General features: G+C 72.8%; 16 protein-coding genes. 7 read left to right on the top strand and 9 right to left on the bottom strand.

The annotated features are described in order from the left end of the window. Entirely contained in the window at positions 1 to 888 is an 888-nt protein-coding gene (locus tag AC068Z_RS40525) for a sigma-70 family RNA polymerase sigma factor (protein ID WP_478568184.1), read from the bottom strand. A 9-nt stretch (positions 889 to 897) separates the two neighbouring features. Beyond that, positions 898 to 1,251, bottom strand: a complete 354-nt coding sequence (locus AC068Z_RS40520; RefSeq protein WP_478568181.1) for a VOC family protein — start codon at positions 1,249 to 1,251, stop codon at positions 898 to 900. A 62-nt stretch (positions 1,252 to 1,313) separates the two neighbouring features. Here AC068Z_RS40520 and AC068Z_RS40515 point away from each other — a divergent pair, with 62 nt between their 5' ends. After that, entirely contained in the window at positions 1,314 to 2,189 is an 876-nt protein-coding gene (locus tag AC068Z_RS40515; protein ID WP_478568178.1) for a universal stress protein, read from the top strand. Between the two features lies 1 nt (position 2,190). Here the strand turns inward: AC068Z_RS40515 and AC068Z_RS40510 are convergent, their stop codons facing one another. From AC068Z_RS40510 to AC068Z_RS40500, 3 genes are all read right to left on the bottom strand, one after another. Beyond that, complete coding sequence (locus tag AC068Z_RS40510) at positions 2,191 to 3,432, bottom strand: DUF4032 domain-containing protein (protein ID WP_478568175.1); 1,242 nt, start codon at positions 3,430 to 3,432, stop codon at positions 2,191 to 2,193. 55 nt (positions 3,433 to 3,487) lie between these two features. After that, complete coding sequence (locus AC068Z_RS40505) at positions 3,488 to 4,234, bottom strand: MBL fold metallo-hydrolase (protein ID WP_478568172.1); 747 nt, start codon at positions 4,232 to 4,234, stop codon at positions 3,488 to 3,490. Positions 4,235 to 4,295: 61 nt separating this feature from the next. Next, entirely contained in the window at positions 4,296 to 4,925 is a 630-nt protein-coding gene (locus AC068Z_RS40500) for an alpha-ketoglutarate-dependent dioxygenase AlkB (protein ID WP_478568169.1), read from the bottom strand. Positions 4,926 to 5,050: 125 nt separating this feature from the next. On the opposite strand from AC068Z_RS40500, the gene AC068Z_RS40495 reads away from it, so the two are divergent. Next, entirely contained in the window at positions 5,051 to 5,677 is a 627-nt protein-coding gene (locus AC068Z_RS40495; protein WP_478568359.1) for a TetR/AcrR family transcriptional regulator, read from the top strand. A 17-nt stretch (positions 5,678 to 5,694) separates the two neighbouring features. After that, positions 5,695 to 7,368, top strand: coding sequence for an FAD-binding dehydrogenase (locus tag AC068Z_RS40490; RefSeq protein WP_478568166.1), 1,674 nt, complete (start codon positions 5,695 to 5,697; stop codon positions 7,366 to 7,368). Between the two features lie 3 nt (positions 7,369 to 7,371). On the opposite strand, the gene AC068Z_RS40485 is transcribed toward AC068Z_RS40490, so the two are convergent. Then, complete coding sequence (locus AC068Z_RS40485) at positions 7,372 to 7,719, bottom strand: DUF488 domain-containing protein (protein WP_478568163.1); 348 nt, start codon at positions 7,717 to 7,719, stop codon at positions 7,372 to 7,374. Between the two features lie 60 nt (positions 7,720 to 7,779). Between AC068Z_RS40485 and AC068Z_RS40480 the strand changes: the two genes are divergently transcribed. From AC068Z_RS40480 to AC068Z_RS40470, 3 genes are read left to right on the top strand one after another with little or no spacing between them, the layout of a single operon-like run. Beyond that, positions 7,780 to 8,511: a L,D-transpeptidase family protein gene (locus AC068Z_RS40480; protein ID WP_478568160.1), complete on the top strand. Its 732-nt coding sequence runs from the start codon at positions 7,780 to 7,782 to the stop codon at positions 8,509 to 8,511. 27 nt (positions 8,512 to 8,538) lie between these two features. Next, the gene (locus AC068Z_RS40475) at positions 8,539 to 9,234 is read left to right on the top strand and encodes a response regulator (RefSeq protein WP_478568157.1); all 696 of its coding nucleotides are present in this window, start codon (positions 8,539 to 8,541) and stop codon (positions 9,232 to 9,234) included. Beyond that, on the top strand, positions 9,231 to 11,123 hold the full coding sequence (locus tag AC068Z_RS40470) for a sensor histidine kinase (protein WP_478568154.1): 1,893 nt from the start codon (positions 9,231 to 9,233) through the stop codon (positions 11,121 to 11,123). The genes AC068Z_RS40475 and AC068Z_RS40470 overlap by 4 nt, the downstream gene beginning before the upstream one ends. A gap of 6 nt (positions 11,124 to 11,129) precedes the next feature. On the opposite strand, the gene AC068Z_RS40465 is transcribed toward AC068Z_RS40470, so the two are convergent. Both AC068Z_RS40465 and AC068Z_RS40460 read right to left on the bottom strand, forming a co-directional pair. Continuing rightward, positions 11,130 to 11,381 (bottom strand): WhiB family transcriptional regulator, encoded by a 252-nt coding sequence (locus tag AC068Z_RS40465; RefSeq protein WP_478568151.1) that lies wholly within the window; start codon positions 11,379 to 11,381, stop codon positions 11,130 to 11,132. A 110-nt stretch (positions 11,382 to 11,491) separates the two neighbouring features. Beyond that, a complete protein-coding gene (locus AC068Z_RS40460; protein ID WP_478568148.1) occupies positions 11,492 to 12,706 on the bottom strand; it encodes a saccharopine dehydrogenase family protein in 1,215 nt (404 codons plus the stop codon). A 109-nt stretch (positions 12,707 to 12,815) separates the two neighbouring features. Here AC068Z_RS40460 and AC068Z_RS40455 point away from each other — a divergent pair, with 109 nt between their 5' ends. Continuing rightward, a complete protein-coding gene (locus AC068Z_RS40455; protein ID WP_478568145.1) occupies positions 12,816 to 13,526 on the top strand; it encodes a TetR/AcrR family transcriptional regulator in 711 nt (236 codons plus the stop codon). Here the strand turns inward: AC068Z_RS40455 and AC068Z_RS40450 are convergent. After that, a complete protein-coding gene (locus tag AC068Z_RS40450; RefSeq protein ID WP_478568356.1) occupies positions 13,523 to 14,425 on the bottom strand; it encodes a LysR family transcriptional regulator ArgP in 903 nt (300 codons plus the stop codon). The genes AC068Z_RS40455 and AC068Z_RS40450 overlap by 4 nt on opposite strands. Positions 14,426 to 14,488: the final 63 nt, after the last annotated feature.

Genomic DNA, 14,488 nt, shown 5'->3' with positions numbered 1-14,488 from the left:
CTAGGCGGCCCTCTTCGCGGAGCGCTCGTACGCCCGCAGCTTCTCCGGCGCGATGACCCAGTACAGGCCGTCGATGCCGGCGGGGCCCACCGTCAGGCTCACAAGGGCGACCGTCGTGCCGCCCTGGTGCAGCACCAGGCAGGGCAGACCGTTGGCCTCGGCGACGGCGTACTCGGCGCCGGGGAAGAACGTGTGCGCGAAGGCGGTGACCCGGGCCGTGCGCTCGGCGCCGGTGATCGCCAGCCGGGCCACGCCCCGCAGGCCGTTGCCGTCCGCGTAGGTGACGACGTCCGCCGACAGCACGCTTTCGAGGGCGGCGATGTCTCCGTCGCGGGCGGCGGCGACGAAGGCGTCGAGGAGCCGCCGGTGCTGTGCGGCGTCGACGGGTTCCCGGCGCTCGGCGGCCAGCCGCTTGCGGGCCCGGCTGACGATCTGGCGGGTGTTGACCGGGCTCAGCTCCAGGAAGGCCGCGATCTCGTCGTAGCCGTAATCGAAGGCTTCCCGCAGCACGTAGGCCGCGCGCTCCACCGGGTTCAGCCGCTCCAGCATCAGCAGCACGGCCAGTTCCAGCGCCTCGCCGCGCTCCGCGCCGACCTGGGGATCCACGCTGGTGTCGACCGGCTCCGGCAGCCACGGTCCCACGTACGCCTCCCGGCGCACCCGCGCCGACTGGGCCACATTGATCGCGAGGCGTGTGGTGGTCCTCGCCAGGAAGGCCCCGGCGTCCAGCACCGTGTCACGGTCCGCGCCCTGCCAGCGCACCCACGCGTCCTGCACGACGTCCTCGGCCTCCACCACGCTGCCGAGGACGCGGTAGGCGATGCCGAACAGTCGCGGACGCACGTGCTGGAAGGCGTCCGCCGCCGCGTTCAGCGAGTCGGTGTCCATCGTCGCCCCTCAGCGCCGGCGGGAGGACAGGACGCAGAACTCGTTGCCCTCCGGGTCCTGCAGCACCACCCAGGACTGCTCGCCCTGGCCGACGTCCGCACGGCGGGCGCCGAGGGCGAGGAAGCGGGCGACCTCGGCCTCCTGATCGTCCGGGCGGAAGTCGAGGTGGAGCCGGTTCTTGATCGTCTTCTGTTCCGGGACCGGGCAGAAGATCAGGCCGGGAAGGCGGTCCGGGGCCGGGCGGATCTCGTACTCGTCGGGGGAGTCGTTGAGGACCACCCAGCCGAGCGCCTCGGCCCACCAACTGCCCAGCGCCACAGGATCGGCCGCGTCCACGTTCACTTGTTCCCATTCCAAGGCCATGGTCGCAGCGTAGTGAAGACTGGGGGCGAGGACGTGACCGCGACACAGGGAGGCACCGGGACATGACGCGCCCGATCACGGCAGGATTCGACGGCACCGAGGAGAGCGTGGCCGCACTGGGGTGGGCGGCCCGTGAGGCGGTCCGGCGCGGGCTGGCGCTGCGCGTGGTGCACGCCTGGCGGTTCCAGCCGTTGGAGGCGGTCGAGGAGGCGGACCCGGACGCGCAGGCCCAGTGGGCGCGGGAGGCGGTGGAGCAGGCCGCCCGGGATCTCGGTGCGCGCCATCCCGGTCTGGACGTCTCCGTCGAGGTGGCGGAGGGCGGGCCCGTCGACGCGCTCGTCGCCGCCGCGGTGGACGCCGAGATGCTCGTGCTCGGCTCCCGTGGCCATGGCGCCGTCGTCGGCTTCCTGCTCGGCTCGGTCGGGCAGCAGGTGATCGTGGAGGCCGAGCGACCCCTCGTGCTGGTGCGCGCCGGGGACCAGCCGTCCGCCGAGGTCGCCGGGCACGAGATCGTCGTCGGCCAGCAGGGCGAGCCGGAGGACAGCGCCGCCGCGCTGCGGTTCGCGTTCGAGACGGCCGCGGCGCGCGGTGCCACCGTGCGGGCGGTCCGCGCCTGGACGCTGCCGCCGCTGTTCGCGTACAGCCCGTCCTCGCTGAAGCTGCTGGACGACGCCGGCGGTCTCGAGCCCTACGAGAAGAAGGCGCTGGCCGCGGCCGTGCAGCCGTGGCGTGAGCGGTTCCCCGACGTGCACGTGGTGGAGCACGTGGAGATGGGCAGCGCCGGACAGGTGCTGCTGTCGGTGGCCGGCCGGGCCCAGCTGATGGTCGTGGGTCGCCGCGCCCACCGTACGGCCGTGGGCGCCCGCATCGGCTCGGTCGCGCACGGTGTGCTGCACCACGCCGACTGCCCGGTGGCCGTGGTGCCGCCCGCCTCCTGACTCAGTCCGTGGCCTCGGACACCGGCTGGAGCGTCTCCCGCGCCGTGGGGAGGATGTTCTTGACGTAGTCCTGTACGGCCGTGTCGAGGCCTATGTCGTGCTGGGCCCGCTCGGACAGGTACCAGCGGTGTTCCAGGAGTTCGTGGTAGATCTCCGCGGGGTCCATGGAGCCGCGCAGTCCGAGCGGGACCGCCCGCACGGTGGGCCGGAAGACGTCGCGCACCCAGCGGTGGGCGAGGACCTCGGGACGCGCGGCGAGGGGGTCGCCCGGGGCGTAGTCGTCCTGGGTGGCCATCCAGCTCTCCAGGTCGTTCAGCAGCCTGCGGGCCTGGTTCTCCTCGGTGTCCAGGCCGGTCAGGCGCAGCAGTTGGCGCTGGTGGTGGCCGGCGTCGACGACCTTGGGCACGAAGGTGACGGTGTCGCCGTTGGAGGAGTGCTCGATCTGCATCTCGGCGACGTCGAAACCGAGGTCGTTCAGGCGGCGGATCCGGCGCTCGATGTAGTGGTACTTCCCGGCCGGGTAGACCGAGGTGCGGGTCAGCTCCTGCCACAGGCCCCGGTAGCGGGCGCAGATCTCGGTGCCGAACTCGATCGGGTCCACCGAGGGGTGCAGGGCGCCGGACGCCTCCAGGTCCAGCAGCTCACCGCTGATGTTGACGCGGGCGAGGTCGAGGTCGTAGTCCCGCTGGCCGGGGCTCAGCTGCGGGTGCAGGTCTCCGGTCTCGGCGTCGACCAGGTAGGCGGCGTAGGCGCCCGCGTCGCGCCGGAAGAGGGTGTTGGACAGCGAGCAGTCGCCCCAGGCGAACCCGGCCAGGTGCAGCCGCACCAGCAGCACGGCCAGGGCGTCCATCAGCCGGTGCATGGTCGCCGGGCGCATCGTCGTCTCGAACATCGAGCGGTACGGCATGGAGCCGCCGAGGTGCCGGGTGACCAGCACCGGCTCCAGGGGAGCGCCGCCGGAGTCGGTGCGGCCGGTGACGACGGCGAGCGGATCCACCGCCGGGATGCCGATCCGGTCCAGGTCGCGCAGCAGTTCGTACTCGCGCAGCGCGGGCCGCTCGGCCAGCTCCTTGACCGCGATGACCTCCTCACCGGCGCGGGCGTAGCGCACGACGTGCCGGGAGATGCCGCGCGGCAGCGGCACGAGGTACTCCTCCGGCCAGTCCTCCAGCGGCAGGTGCCACGGCAGCTCCAGCAGGAGCGCGGGATGTTCGGGGTTGGTCGCGCTGATCTGCAGGGCCATGGGCGGGGTGTCCTCGTCTCGCGGTGATCGTCTCGCCGGTGATCGTCACCTCACCCTAAACGGCCCGCTCCCGCGCTTGAAGTGCCGCTTCACGGACCGGACCGCGGTGGGCGGGACCGTGGCCGGGCAGCAGGAGATCGCCCTCCAGCTCGGCCAGTACCTCCAGGGACACGACGGTGCGGGCGCGCTCGCGGTGGAACATGTCGGGCAGCAGTTGCGGGCCCTTGATCCGGGACGTCGGGTGCCCGCTCACCAGCGCGTCACCGGCGATCAGTACGCCGGTGCCGGGGAGGTGGAACGCGCAGTGGCCGTCGGTGTGGCCGGGGGTGTGCACGGGGACCGGTCGCCCGGGCAGGTCCAGCGGGGCGCCCGGGGCGAACGCCGCCGGCGCGGTCACCGGCACATGGGCCGTGCCGCCCGAGTGCAGGGCGTGCAGTGCCCAGGGCACGACCCCGGGCCGCCAGCCGTTGCGCAGGATCTTGCCCACGGTCACCTGGTGCAGGAACTCCCGCCGCGCGTGCGGTACTTCGGCCTCGTGCAGCAGCACCGGTGTGCCGTAGGAGGCGCGCAGGAACTCCGCCGAGCCGAGGTGGTCGTTGTGCGCGTGGGTGATCAGGACGGCCGCTACGGCCTCCGGTGAACTGCCCACCTCCGTGAGGGAGGCGAGGACCTGGTCCCGGTCGCCGGGGTACCCGGTGTCGACGAGGGTGACGGCGTCTCCCTCGGCGAGGATCACCCAGTTGGTGTTGGAGCCGTGCACCAGATAGGTGCCGTCGGCTACTTGACGTACGTCTGCCCGCATGGCCGTTCCACATCCCGAGGTTGTCCGCCCGACGGGAACAGCAAAGCAGATGGCCGGCGGCTCAGTTCACGCCGTGCGGCCGGAACTGGACGCTGATGCGGGGGCCCGTGGCGCGGGTCGACTTGGGGATCGCGTGTTCCCAGGTCCGCTGGCAGGAGCCGCCCATCACGATCAGGTCCCCGTGGCCCAGGGGACGGCGCACAGTCTCGCCGCCGCCGCCCGTCGGGCGCAGGAGGAGGTCGCGGGGCGCGCCGACGGAGAGGATGGCGACCATGGTGTCCTCGCGGGCGCCCCGGCCGATCCGGTCGCCGTGCCAGGCGACGCTGTCCCGGCCGTCGCGGTAGTGGCACAGGCCGGCCGTGGTGAACGGCTCGCCCAGCTCCTCGGCGTAGTGCGCGGTCAGCGCGGTGCGCGCCTCGTCCAGTACGGGATGCGGCAGCGGGTCGTCCGCGCCGTAGAAAGCCAGCAGCCGGGGGACGTCGACGACCTGGTCGTACATCTTGCGGCGCTCGGCTCGCCAGGGGACCTCCGCGGCCAGCTGTTCGAACAGGATGTCCGCGCCGCTGAGCCAGCCCGGCAGCACGTCGATCCAGGCGCCGCGGCCGAGCCCGGTCCGGCGGATCCCGTCGAGCGGGCCGAGGCGCAGCTCGTCCGTCTGGTCGAAGAGGGAGCCCTGGAGGTGCGTGGTCATGAGTCCAGCGTACTCCTGATTCGAAAATGTGTTCCTATCTATGATCCCGGGCGATCGTGCATGTCACAGGCCTTTCGATGCACTGGTGTATCGGATACATTCCCGTATCGGATGAAGGGGCGGCCATCGTGGCGGAGCAGGCGGCACGGCGCGTGACCAGGCGTCGCGTGCGGACGCGGGCCAATCTGCTCGACGCCGCGTTCGAGGTGTTCGCCGCCAAGGGGTTCGGGCGGGTCTCCATCGAGGAGGTCTGCGAGGCCGCCGGCTACAGCCGGGGCGCCTTCTACTCCAACTTCGCCAGCCTCGACCAGCTGTTCTTCGCCCTGTACCGGCAGCGCGCCGACCTGATCGCCGAGCAGGTCGCGGGCGCGCTGGCGCTGGACGGGCCCGACCTCGACGTGACGCAGTCGGTGGACCGGGTCACCGAGGTGCTGCTGCTCGACGTGGACTGGCTGCTCGTCAAGACGGACTTCCTGGTGCACGCCGCCCGGGACCCGGCCGTCGCCCAGACCCTGCTGGAGCACCGCGAGCGGCTGCGCGAGGCCATCGCCGACCGGCTCGCCCGGGCCACCGGGCCCACCGCACTGCCCGCCGTGTTCGGCGGGATCGACGGCGCCGCCCGCGCGGTCGTCGCCGCGTACGACGGGGTCACCACCCAACTGCTGCTGGACAAGGACGTTGACAGCGCCCGCGCCTGGCTCAAGCAACTGCTCACCGCCCTGCTGACCGACGGCAGCGGCACCCCCGAATGAGGAAGGGAACGGTCGCCATGGATGCCGACGTCATCGTCGTCGGAGCGGGCCTCGCGGGCCTGGTCGCCGCGCACGAACTCACCAGCCGGGGCCGCCGGGTGGCCCTGGTGGACCAGGAGAACGCCAACAACCTGGGCGGACAGGCCTTCTGGTCGTTCGGCGGGCTGTTCCTCGTCGGCTCCCCGGAGCAGCGGCGCCTGGGCATCAAGGACTCCTTCGACCTGGCCTGGAACGACTGGCAGGGCAGCGCGGGCTTCGACCGCGTCGACGACGAGGACTCCTGGGCGGTGCGCTGGGCGCGGGCCTACGTCGAGTTCGCGGCCGGGGAGAAGCGGTCCTGGCTGGAAGGGCACGGCATCAAGTTCCTGCCCACGGTCGGCTGGGCGGAGCGCGGTGACCTGCGCGCCCACGGGCACGGCAATTCCGTGCCCCGCTTCCACATCGCCTGGGGCACCGGCACGGGCGTCGTCGAGCCCTTCGTCGACCACGCCAAGCAGGCCGCGCGGGACGGGCTGCTGACCTTCCACCACCGCCACCGGGTCGACGAACTCGTCATCGAGGAGGGCCAGGCGCGAGGTGTGCGCGGCACCCTCCTCGCCGAGGACGGCTCGGCGCGCGGTGTGCGCTCCAACCGCGACCCGGTCGGCGACTTCGAGCTGACCGCCCAGGCGGTGATCGTCACCTCCGGCGGCATCGGCGCCGACCACGACATCGTCCGCCGCTACTGGCCCGAGCGCCTCGGCACCCCACCCGAGCGGATGGTCACCGGCGTGCCCGCCTACGTCGACGGCCGGATGCTCGACATCAGCGCGCAGGCGGGCGTACGGCTGGTCAACCGCGACCGCATGTGGCACTACACCGAGGGTCTGCAGAACTGGGACCCGATCTGGCCGGGGCACGGCATCCGCATCCTGCCCGGCCCGTCCTCCATGTGGTTCGACGCGCTCGGCCGCCGGCTGCCCGACCCCTGCCTGCCCGGCTACGACACCCTCGGCACCCTGAAGTACCTGCGCACCACGGAGGACATCGCCGGCCACTCCCACTCCTGGTTCATCCTCACCCAGAAGATCATCGAGAAGGAGTTCGCGCTCTCCGGCTCCGAGCAGAACCCCGACATCACCGCCAAGGACCGGGCGGGCTTCCTCAAGGAGCGCGTCCTGGGCAAGGGCGCGCCGGGTCCGGTGGACGCGTTCCTGCGCAAGGGCGCGGACTTCGTGACCGCCCCGAACCTGGAGCAACTGGTGGAGAAGATGAACCGGTTGACCGAGAAGCCGCTCCTGGACGCGGCCGAGATGCGGCGCCAGATCGAGGCCCGCGACCTCCAGCTCGCCAACCCCTACAGCAAGGACGCCCAGGTACAGGGCATCCGCAACGCCCGCCGCTACATCGGCGACCGCCTCGGCCGCGTCGCCACCCCGCACCGGATCCTCGACCCGGCGGCCGGCCCGCTGATCGGCGTCAAGCTGCACGTCCTCACCCGCAAGACCCTCGGCGGCATCCAGACCGACCTCGACTCCCGCGCCCTCGGCGCCGACGGACAGCCCGTTGGCGGTCTGTACGCGGCGGGGGAGGTGGCCGGCTTCGGCGGCGGCGGCGTCCACGGCTACAACGCCCTGGAGGGCACCTTCCTCGGCGGCTGCCTGTTCTCGGGGCGGGCGGCGGGACGGGCGGCGGCCCAGCAGACCGGCTGAGCTTCAGCCCAGCAGCCGGGCCAGGACGGCCGCGTGGCTCTCCTCCGGAGTCTTCGCGGCCGTCAGCAGGGTCACCCGACCCTTGCCCGCCAACTCCCGCACATGGTCGAGGAGTTCGTCCGCCTCGGGGCCGGTCAGCTCCGCCTCGTAGCGGGCGGCGAACTCCTCGTACGAGCCCTCGCCCGCGTGGTACCAGCGGCGCAGGTCGGTCGACGGGGTGATCGCCTTGGGCCACTCGTCGACGCGGGCGGCGTCCTTGGAAAGACCGCGCGGCCAGAGCCGGTCGACCAGGACGCGTACACCGTCCTCCGGCACGGGCGGTTCGTAGACACGGCGGATGCGCAAGCTCACGGTCGGGCCTTTCCACACGGGGCTGACGGGTTCCTCACAAGTGTCCGTCAGGGTCGACGCATGATCACGCCGAACCGTCGCGCCGTACTGCTGGCCGCGTCCCTCATGCTCACCGGCTGCGGCACCGGGACCGTGGCGAACACCCCCGCCGCCCCGGCCCCCACGACCAGCGCGCCGCAGCCCGGGATCTCCCTCGACCTCGCCCCGCGGCAACTGCCCGGACTCGGACCCCGCACCTGGGCCGAGGTGCCCTCCGACACCCGCCAGGCGGTCGTGGTGACCGGACGCGGCAAGAACTCCTCGCGGTCCACGGCCGTGCTGTACGAGCGCACCGACGCGGGGTGGGAGCCCCGGGCCACCTGGGACGCGCACAACGCCCTGCGCGGCTGGACCGACCACCACCGGCTCGGCGACCTGCGCAGCCCCATCGGCGTGTTCACCCTCACCGACGCGGGCGGGCTGCTCGGCGACCCCGGCACGAAACTGCCGTACGACCGCTCCACCGGATTCACCGCGACCGGCACCGGATTCGAGGGCGAACCCCTCGCGGGCTCCTTCGACTACGTCGTCGCCATCGACTACAACCGCGAGCCCGGTACCTCACCCCTGGACTGGACCCGCCCGCTCGGCGCGGACCGGGGCGGCGGCATATGGCTGCACGTGGACCACGACGGCCCCACCCACGGCTGCGTCAGCCTCGACCGCGAGCACATGAAGGCCCTTCTCCTCGCTCTGGATCCCGCCAAGAACCCCGTCGTCGTCATGGGCGACCGGGTCTCCCTCGCCCGCTGATTCCCGCCGACGCCTAGGATCCGCCGAGTGTGCGCACATGTGCTGGTCGCCGAGGACGACGAGATGCAGGCCGAACTGATACGGCGCTCCCTGCTGGCGGAGGGTCACACCGCCACCGTGGTCCACGACGGCCCCGCCGCCCTGGACGCGGCCCGCCGGCTCCGTCCCGATCTGGTCGTGCTGGACCTGATGCTGCCGGTGATCGACGGCTTCGGGGTGTGCCGGGTGCTGCGCCGGGACGGCGACATCCCGGTGCTGATGCTCACCGCCCGCTCCGCCGAGGACGACGTCCTGCTGGGCCTGGAGCTCGGCGCCGACGACTACATGACCAAGCCGTACAGCCCGCGCGAGCTGATGGCCCGCATCCGTACCGTGCTGCGGCGCAGCGGGCGGGCGGCGGACAAGCGGGAGGATCCCGTCGTACGGGCCGCCGGCATCGCCGTCGATCCGGCACGGCACGAGGTGCGCTGCGACGGGCGGCCGGTGGAGTGCACGCCGGCCGAGTTCCAGATCCTGCTCGCCATGACCGCCGAGCCGGAACGCGTCTTCTCCCGGCGGCAGTTGCTGGAGTGCACCCGGGGCACCGACCGGGCCTCCACCGAACGGGCCGTGGACGTCCACATCATGAACCTGCGCCGCAAGATCGAGGCCGACCCGCGGCGCCCGGCCCGGCTGCTGACGGTGTTCGGGGTGGGCTACAAGCTCAGCGGCGGCCGGGGATGAGGTCCGGGATACCGCTGCGCAAGCGGCTGCTGGTCCGGCTGCTCATCGCCTCGGTGCTGATCGCCGTGTGCTCGGTGGCGGCCACGGCCTGGCTGGCGGTGGAGACCACCACCCGCGCCCTGCGCGAGGAACAGGGCCAGGTCCTCGCCGACGACATGGACGTCCTGACCCGGCTCAGCGGCTACGCGGCGACGCACGCCGACTGGAGAGGCGTGGAGGCCCAGTTGGGGGAGCTGTCCGAGCGGATCGGCCGGCGCATCGCCCTCACCACCGCCGACCGCAGGGCCATCGCCGACTCCGCCCCGCCCGGCACCCCGCTGCCGCCGCGCGCGGCCGCCACCGTCGACCCGCTGAGCACCGACACCCACACCGACCTCGGTGCCCAGCGTGGCGGCGTCGACCCGCGCGTGGTCGGCCCCTACCGGCTGCCCGCGGCCGAACGCGCCGCCCTGGACGCGCTCGCCGAGGAACGGCGCGAGTGCTACGAGCGCAACGCAGTCGTCGTGACCGTGGCGCGCACCCCGACCGGCCGCCCGGTCCTCACCGACCAGGACGGCAGCGCCGTCGACTACGTGCCGCTGGAGTGCGCCGACGGACGGCTCAACACCCCGACCGCAACCGAGGAGAAGGCGCTGGCCCAGCTGACCGCCCACGCCCGCAGCTGTCTGGACGGGCGGGAACTGGGCTTTCACGAGCCGCTGTTCGTCACCGTCGACGTCACCGAAAGGAAGCTGGACACCCGGTACGTGATGGGCAAGCTGAAGGCGCAGCCGCAACAGCGGGCCCAGCGACAGGCGCGGGCCTGTGTCGACCAGGCCCTCCGGGCCCAGCTCGACCCCTATGTCGCCCCGGCCGCCCATCTGTTCCTCGGGGTGGGGGACCGGCCCACCGTCCGCTTCGACCTGTCCCCGGCGAACTGGACCAAGGTCGTGGGGGCCGCGGGCCTGGTGCTCGCCGTCACGGTGGCCGTGACCGCCGTCGTCGCGACCCGGCTCGTCCGCCCCCTGCGAGCGCTGACCGCGGCCGCCCAGCAGCCCCCGGACCTGCACGTGCGGGTGCCCGTCACCACCCGCGACGAGACCGGCATCCTCGCCGCGGCCTTCAACGAACTCACCGAGCGCCGGGCCCGGTTGGAGGCCCAGCGCAAGGCGATGGTCAGCGACATCGCCCACGAACTGCGCAGCCCGCTCACCAACATCCGCGGCTGGCTGGAGGTCACCCGCGACGGCCTCGTCGAACCCGACCCCGCCCTGCTCGCCTCCCTGCACGAGGAGGCACTCGTCCTCCAGCGCGTCATCGACGATCTCCAGGACCTCGCCGACGCCGACGCCGGCACCCTGCGGCTGCGCCGGGAACCCGTCCGCGCCGACGAACTCCTCGACCAGGTCGCCGCCGCCCACCGCGTGGCCGCCGACGCCGCGGGCGTCGCCCTGCGCACCACGGCCGAGGGCGCGCCCTGGCTGGACGCCGACCCGGTCCGGATGCGGCAGGCGCTCGGCAACCTCGTCTCCAACGCGTTGCGGCACACCCCGCGGGGCGGCACCGTCACCCTGGCCGCGCGCCGGGACGGCGAGGACGTCGTCCTGACCGTCACCGACACCGGGACGGGCATCGCCGCCGAGGACCTCCCGCACGTCTTCGACCGGTTCTGGCGGGCGGAGAAGTCCCGCAGCCGCCGTACCGGAGGCAGCGGCCTCGGCCTGCCCATCGTCCGCCACCTGCTGGCCGCCCACGGCGGTACGGCCGAGGCGACGAGCGAGCAGGGCAGCGGCTCGGTGTTCACCTTGAGGCTGCCGGGGGGCGAGGCGCCCGACGACCTGAGGCCGCCGGGGAGCGAGGCGCCCGACGACCTGAGGCTGCCGGGGAGCCAGGCGCCCGACGACGCCTGACGGCGATCAGCCGCTCCTTCGCCGCGCCGCCGTCTTGCGGAGCATCGCCTGCCGTTCGCCCTCGCTCGTGCCGCCCCACACGCCGACCGCCTGTTCGGTGTCCAGCGCCCAGCTCAGGCACCGCTCCCGTACCGGACAGCGTCCGCAGACCGCCTTCGCCTGCAGCGTCTGCAAGAGGGCCGGGCCGGAGGTGCCGATCGGGAAGAAGAGGTCCGGGTCCTCCTCGCGGCATGCGGCATGGTCGCGCCAGTCGTCCATCGCAGTCACCTGCGTTCCCATTCGTACGTGCCCCTTCGGAAGCTTTTAGTCGCTTTCGGGTCACCTGTCGATACGGGAGTGAAACCACTGAATCCTGGTTCGCCGCGCGATCACTGCTCGCGCAGGCCCCAGGGGGAGCCGTAGTCGGTCAGCAGATCCAGGAACGGGCGGGCGGGGAAGGCCTCCGGGCCGAGCACTCCGGAGCCCGACCAGGCGCCGCCGGCGAGGAGTTCGAGGGCGACGACCGGATTGACTGCCGTCTGCCACACCACGGCCTGGCAACCGTACTCGGCCATCGACCACTCGTTGTCGACGACGTGGTACAGGTACACCTCCCGCGCCGCCCCGTCCTTCACGCCCCGCACCCACGTGCCCGCACACGTCTTGCCGCGCATGCGCTCGCCCAGCGTCGCCGGATCGGGCAGACAGGCGGCGACGACGTCCCGCGGTGAGACCTCGACCGGTCCGCCGGGGCCCGGCACGGTCACCCGCTCGGTGCGGTCCAGGCCCAGCAGGTGCAGGGTCTTCAGCGTGTCGATGAACTCCTGGCCCAGGCCGTACTTGAAGGTCACCCGGCGGGCGTCGACCCAGCGGGGGACCAGCAGCACCTCCTCGTGCTCCACGTTCACGCACTCCACCGGGCCGATGCCCTCGGGGAAGTCGAACACCTCGGGCTCGCTGAACGGCTCGGTGGTGAACCAGCCCCGGCCGGCCTCGTAGACGACCGGCGGGTTGAGGCACTCCTCGATCGTGGTCCAGATGCTGAACGAGGGGGCGAAGTCATAGCCGTCGACGGTGAGGTTCGCGCCGTCGCGGACGCCGATCTCCTCGATCTCGTCGAAGAGCTCATCGGCCGCGTGCCGGGCGAAGACGTCCGAGAGGCCCGGCTCCACACCCATGCCGACGAGCGCCAGCGCCCCGTCCTTCGCCCACTCCTCGGCCTCGGCGAACTGCTCGTCGCCGAGCTTGACCCCGCACTCGGCGTACGGGCGCTCGGGATGCGGACGCGACAGGGACATCGCCATGTCCACGTAGGAGGCGCCGGCCGCGCGAGCCGCCCGGAACAGCGGCATCACGAAGCGCGGGTCGGTGGCGTTGAGGAGGACGTCGCAGGAGTGCCGGCGCAGCAGCGCGGTGACGGCGGCCTCGTCGGAGGCGTCGACGCGCTCGGCGCGGAACCGGGGGTCGTCGAGGAACTCCACCGCCGCCTCGGCGCGCGCCGGGTCGTAGTCGGCGACCACCATCGCCTCGAAGAACGGGCGCCGGGCGGCGATCCGGGTGACGGCGGTGCCCACACCACCGGCGCCCACGAGCAGTACACGCATGACGAGAACTCCCTGCTGGAGGTTGCGGAGAAAGCGGGGCCCTGACGGAGATACAACGCCCGCCGCTCACGTAAGGTCAATGGCGTTGGCATAAGAGTAGGAGGCGGGCGTGCCGAAACCAGTGGTCCCCGAGGAGAAGCGGCGCCGACGCAGGCCGACCAAGAGCGGCACCGTGCTGTCCGAGGCGCTGATCGTCGAGACCGCGCTGCGGCTGCTGCGCGAGCACGGCAGCGCCGGGCTCACCGCCCGCCGCCTCGGTCTGGCCCTGGACGCCGACCCGAGCACGCTGTACCGGTACTTCCGCGGCATGGACGACCTGACCCTCGCGATCGGCGACGCGCTCATCGGGCAGGCGCTCAAGGGCTGGCGGGCGACGGGGGAGTGGCGGGCCGACCTCAAGGCGGTCGGACTCCGGATCCACGCGGCCTACGTCGCCCACCCGCAGGCCGCCCTGCTGACCACCAACCGGGTCACCGGCCGGGCGAACGAACTCGCCGCCGACGAGGCCGTGCTGGACGTGCTGCGCGCCGCCGGCTTCCCGCTGCCGGAGACCGTGCGGATCTACCACGCCTTCATCGACCAGACCCTGGCCTTCGCCGCCCTGGACGCCGCCTCGCTGACCCTGCCGAGCGCCTCCCAGCGCGCCGACGAGGCGATGTGGCGCTCGACGTACGCCCGGCTGCCCCGCACCACCCACCCCCGGATCGCGGAGGCCGCGCCCCTGCTCGCGACACGCATGGTGACCAGCGCCTATCCCACGGCACTGGACATGCTTCTGGACAGCGCCGAGGCCCGGCTCAAGGTCGTCCGGGCCTCCTAAGGCCGGAGCACCTCCGCCGCCGTCCCGGCCACCGCCTCCGCCACGGCCGCCAGTGCCGGCGAGTCCAGCTTCCACTGCTGCCAGTACAGCGGGACGTCCAGCGCGCGCTCCGGCGCGAGGGAGACCAGGCGCCCGGTGTCGAACAGGTCCCCGGCCTGGATCTCCGGCACCATTCCCCAGCCGAGGCCGGCCGCGATCGACGCCACGAACCCCTCGGAGGTGGGGATCCGGTGCCGGACGGCACTCGCGCCGCCCCGGCCGCGCCGCAGCCGCCGCACGAACGCGTCCTGATGGTCGTCGCTGCGGTCGAAGGTCACCACCGGCGCGCCCGGCAACGCCTCGCGCAGCGGTCCGTCGAGATGGCGGTCGGCGAAGCCGGGGCTCGCCGCGGCGAGGTAGCGCATCTTCCCGAGCGAACGGACGGAGCACCCCGCCACGGGCTCGGAAGCGGAGGTGACGGCCGCCATCACCTGGCCCTCCCGGAGCAGGGCCGCCGTATGCGCCTCGTCCTCGCGGCGCAGTTCGAAGCAGAGCCGTGGCGCGGACGGTACGCGGGTGAGCGCGTCCAGGAACCAGGTCGCCAGCGAGTCGGCGTTCACCGCGACCGACACCCGGGTCGGCTCCTCCTCGGCGCCGCCCATGCCGAGTTCCGCTCGGGCGTCCCGCTCCAGCCGGGCGAGCTGCCGCGCGAACCGCACCACGACCGCGCCCGACTCGGTGGGGCGCACCGGTTTCGTGCGGACCAGCAGCACGCGCCCCGTGCGCTGTTCGAGCGCCTTCACCCGCTGGCTGACCGCGGACGGTGTCACATGCAGCTCGGCCGCCGCGGCGTCGAAGGTCCCCTCGTCCACCACGGCGAGCAGCGTACGTACATGGTCCAGCGGCAGCTCCGTCACCATCACGAGAGCTAATGCTACGTAAGAATCTTTAGCTGTACACAGGATCCGGACGTCCCTAGCGTC

It is taken from the genome of Streptomyces sp. NPDC043726 (assembly GCF_056436565.1).
The sequence above is the reverse complement of the archived record's forward strand: the minus strand, read 5'-3'. Positions and strand labels throughout refer to the sequence as shown.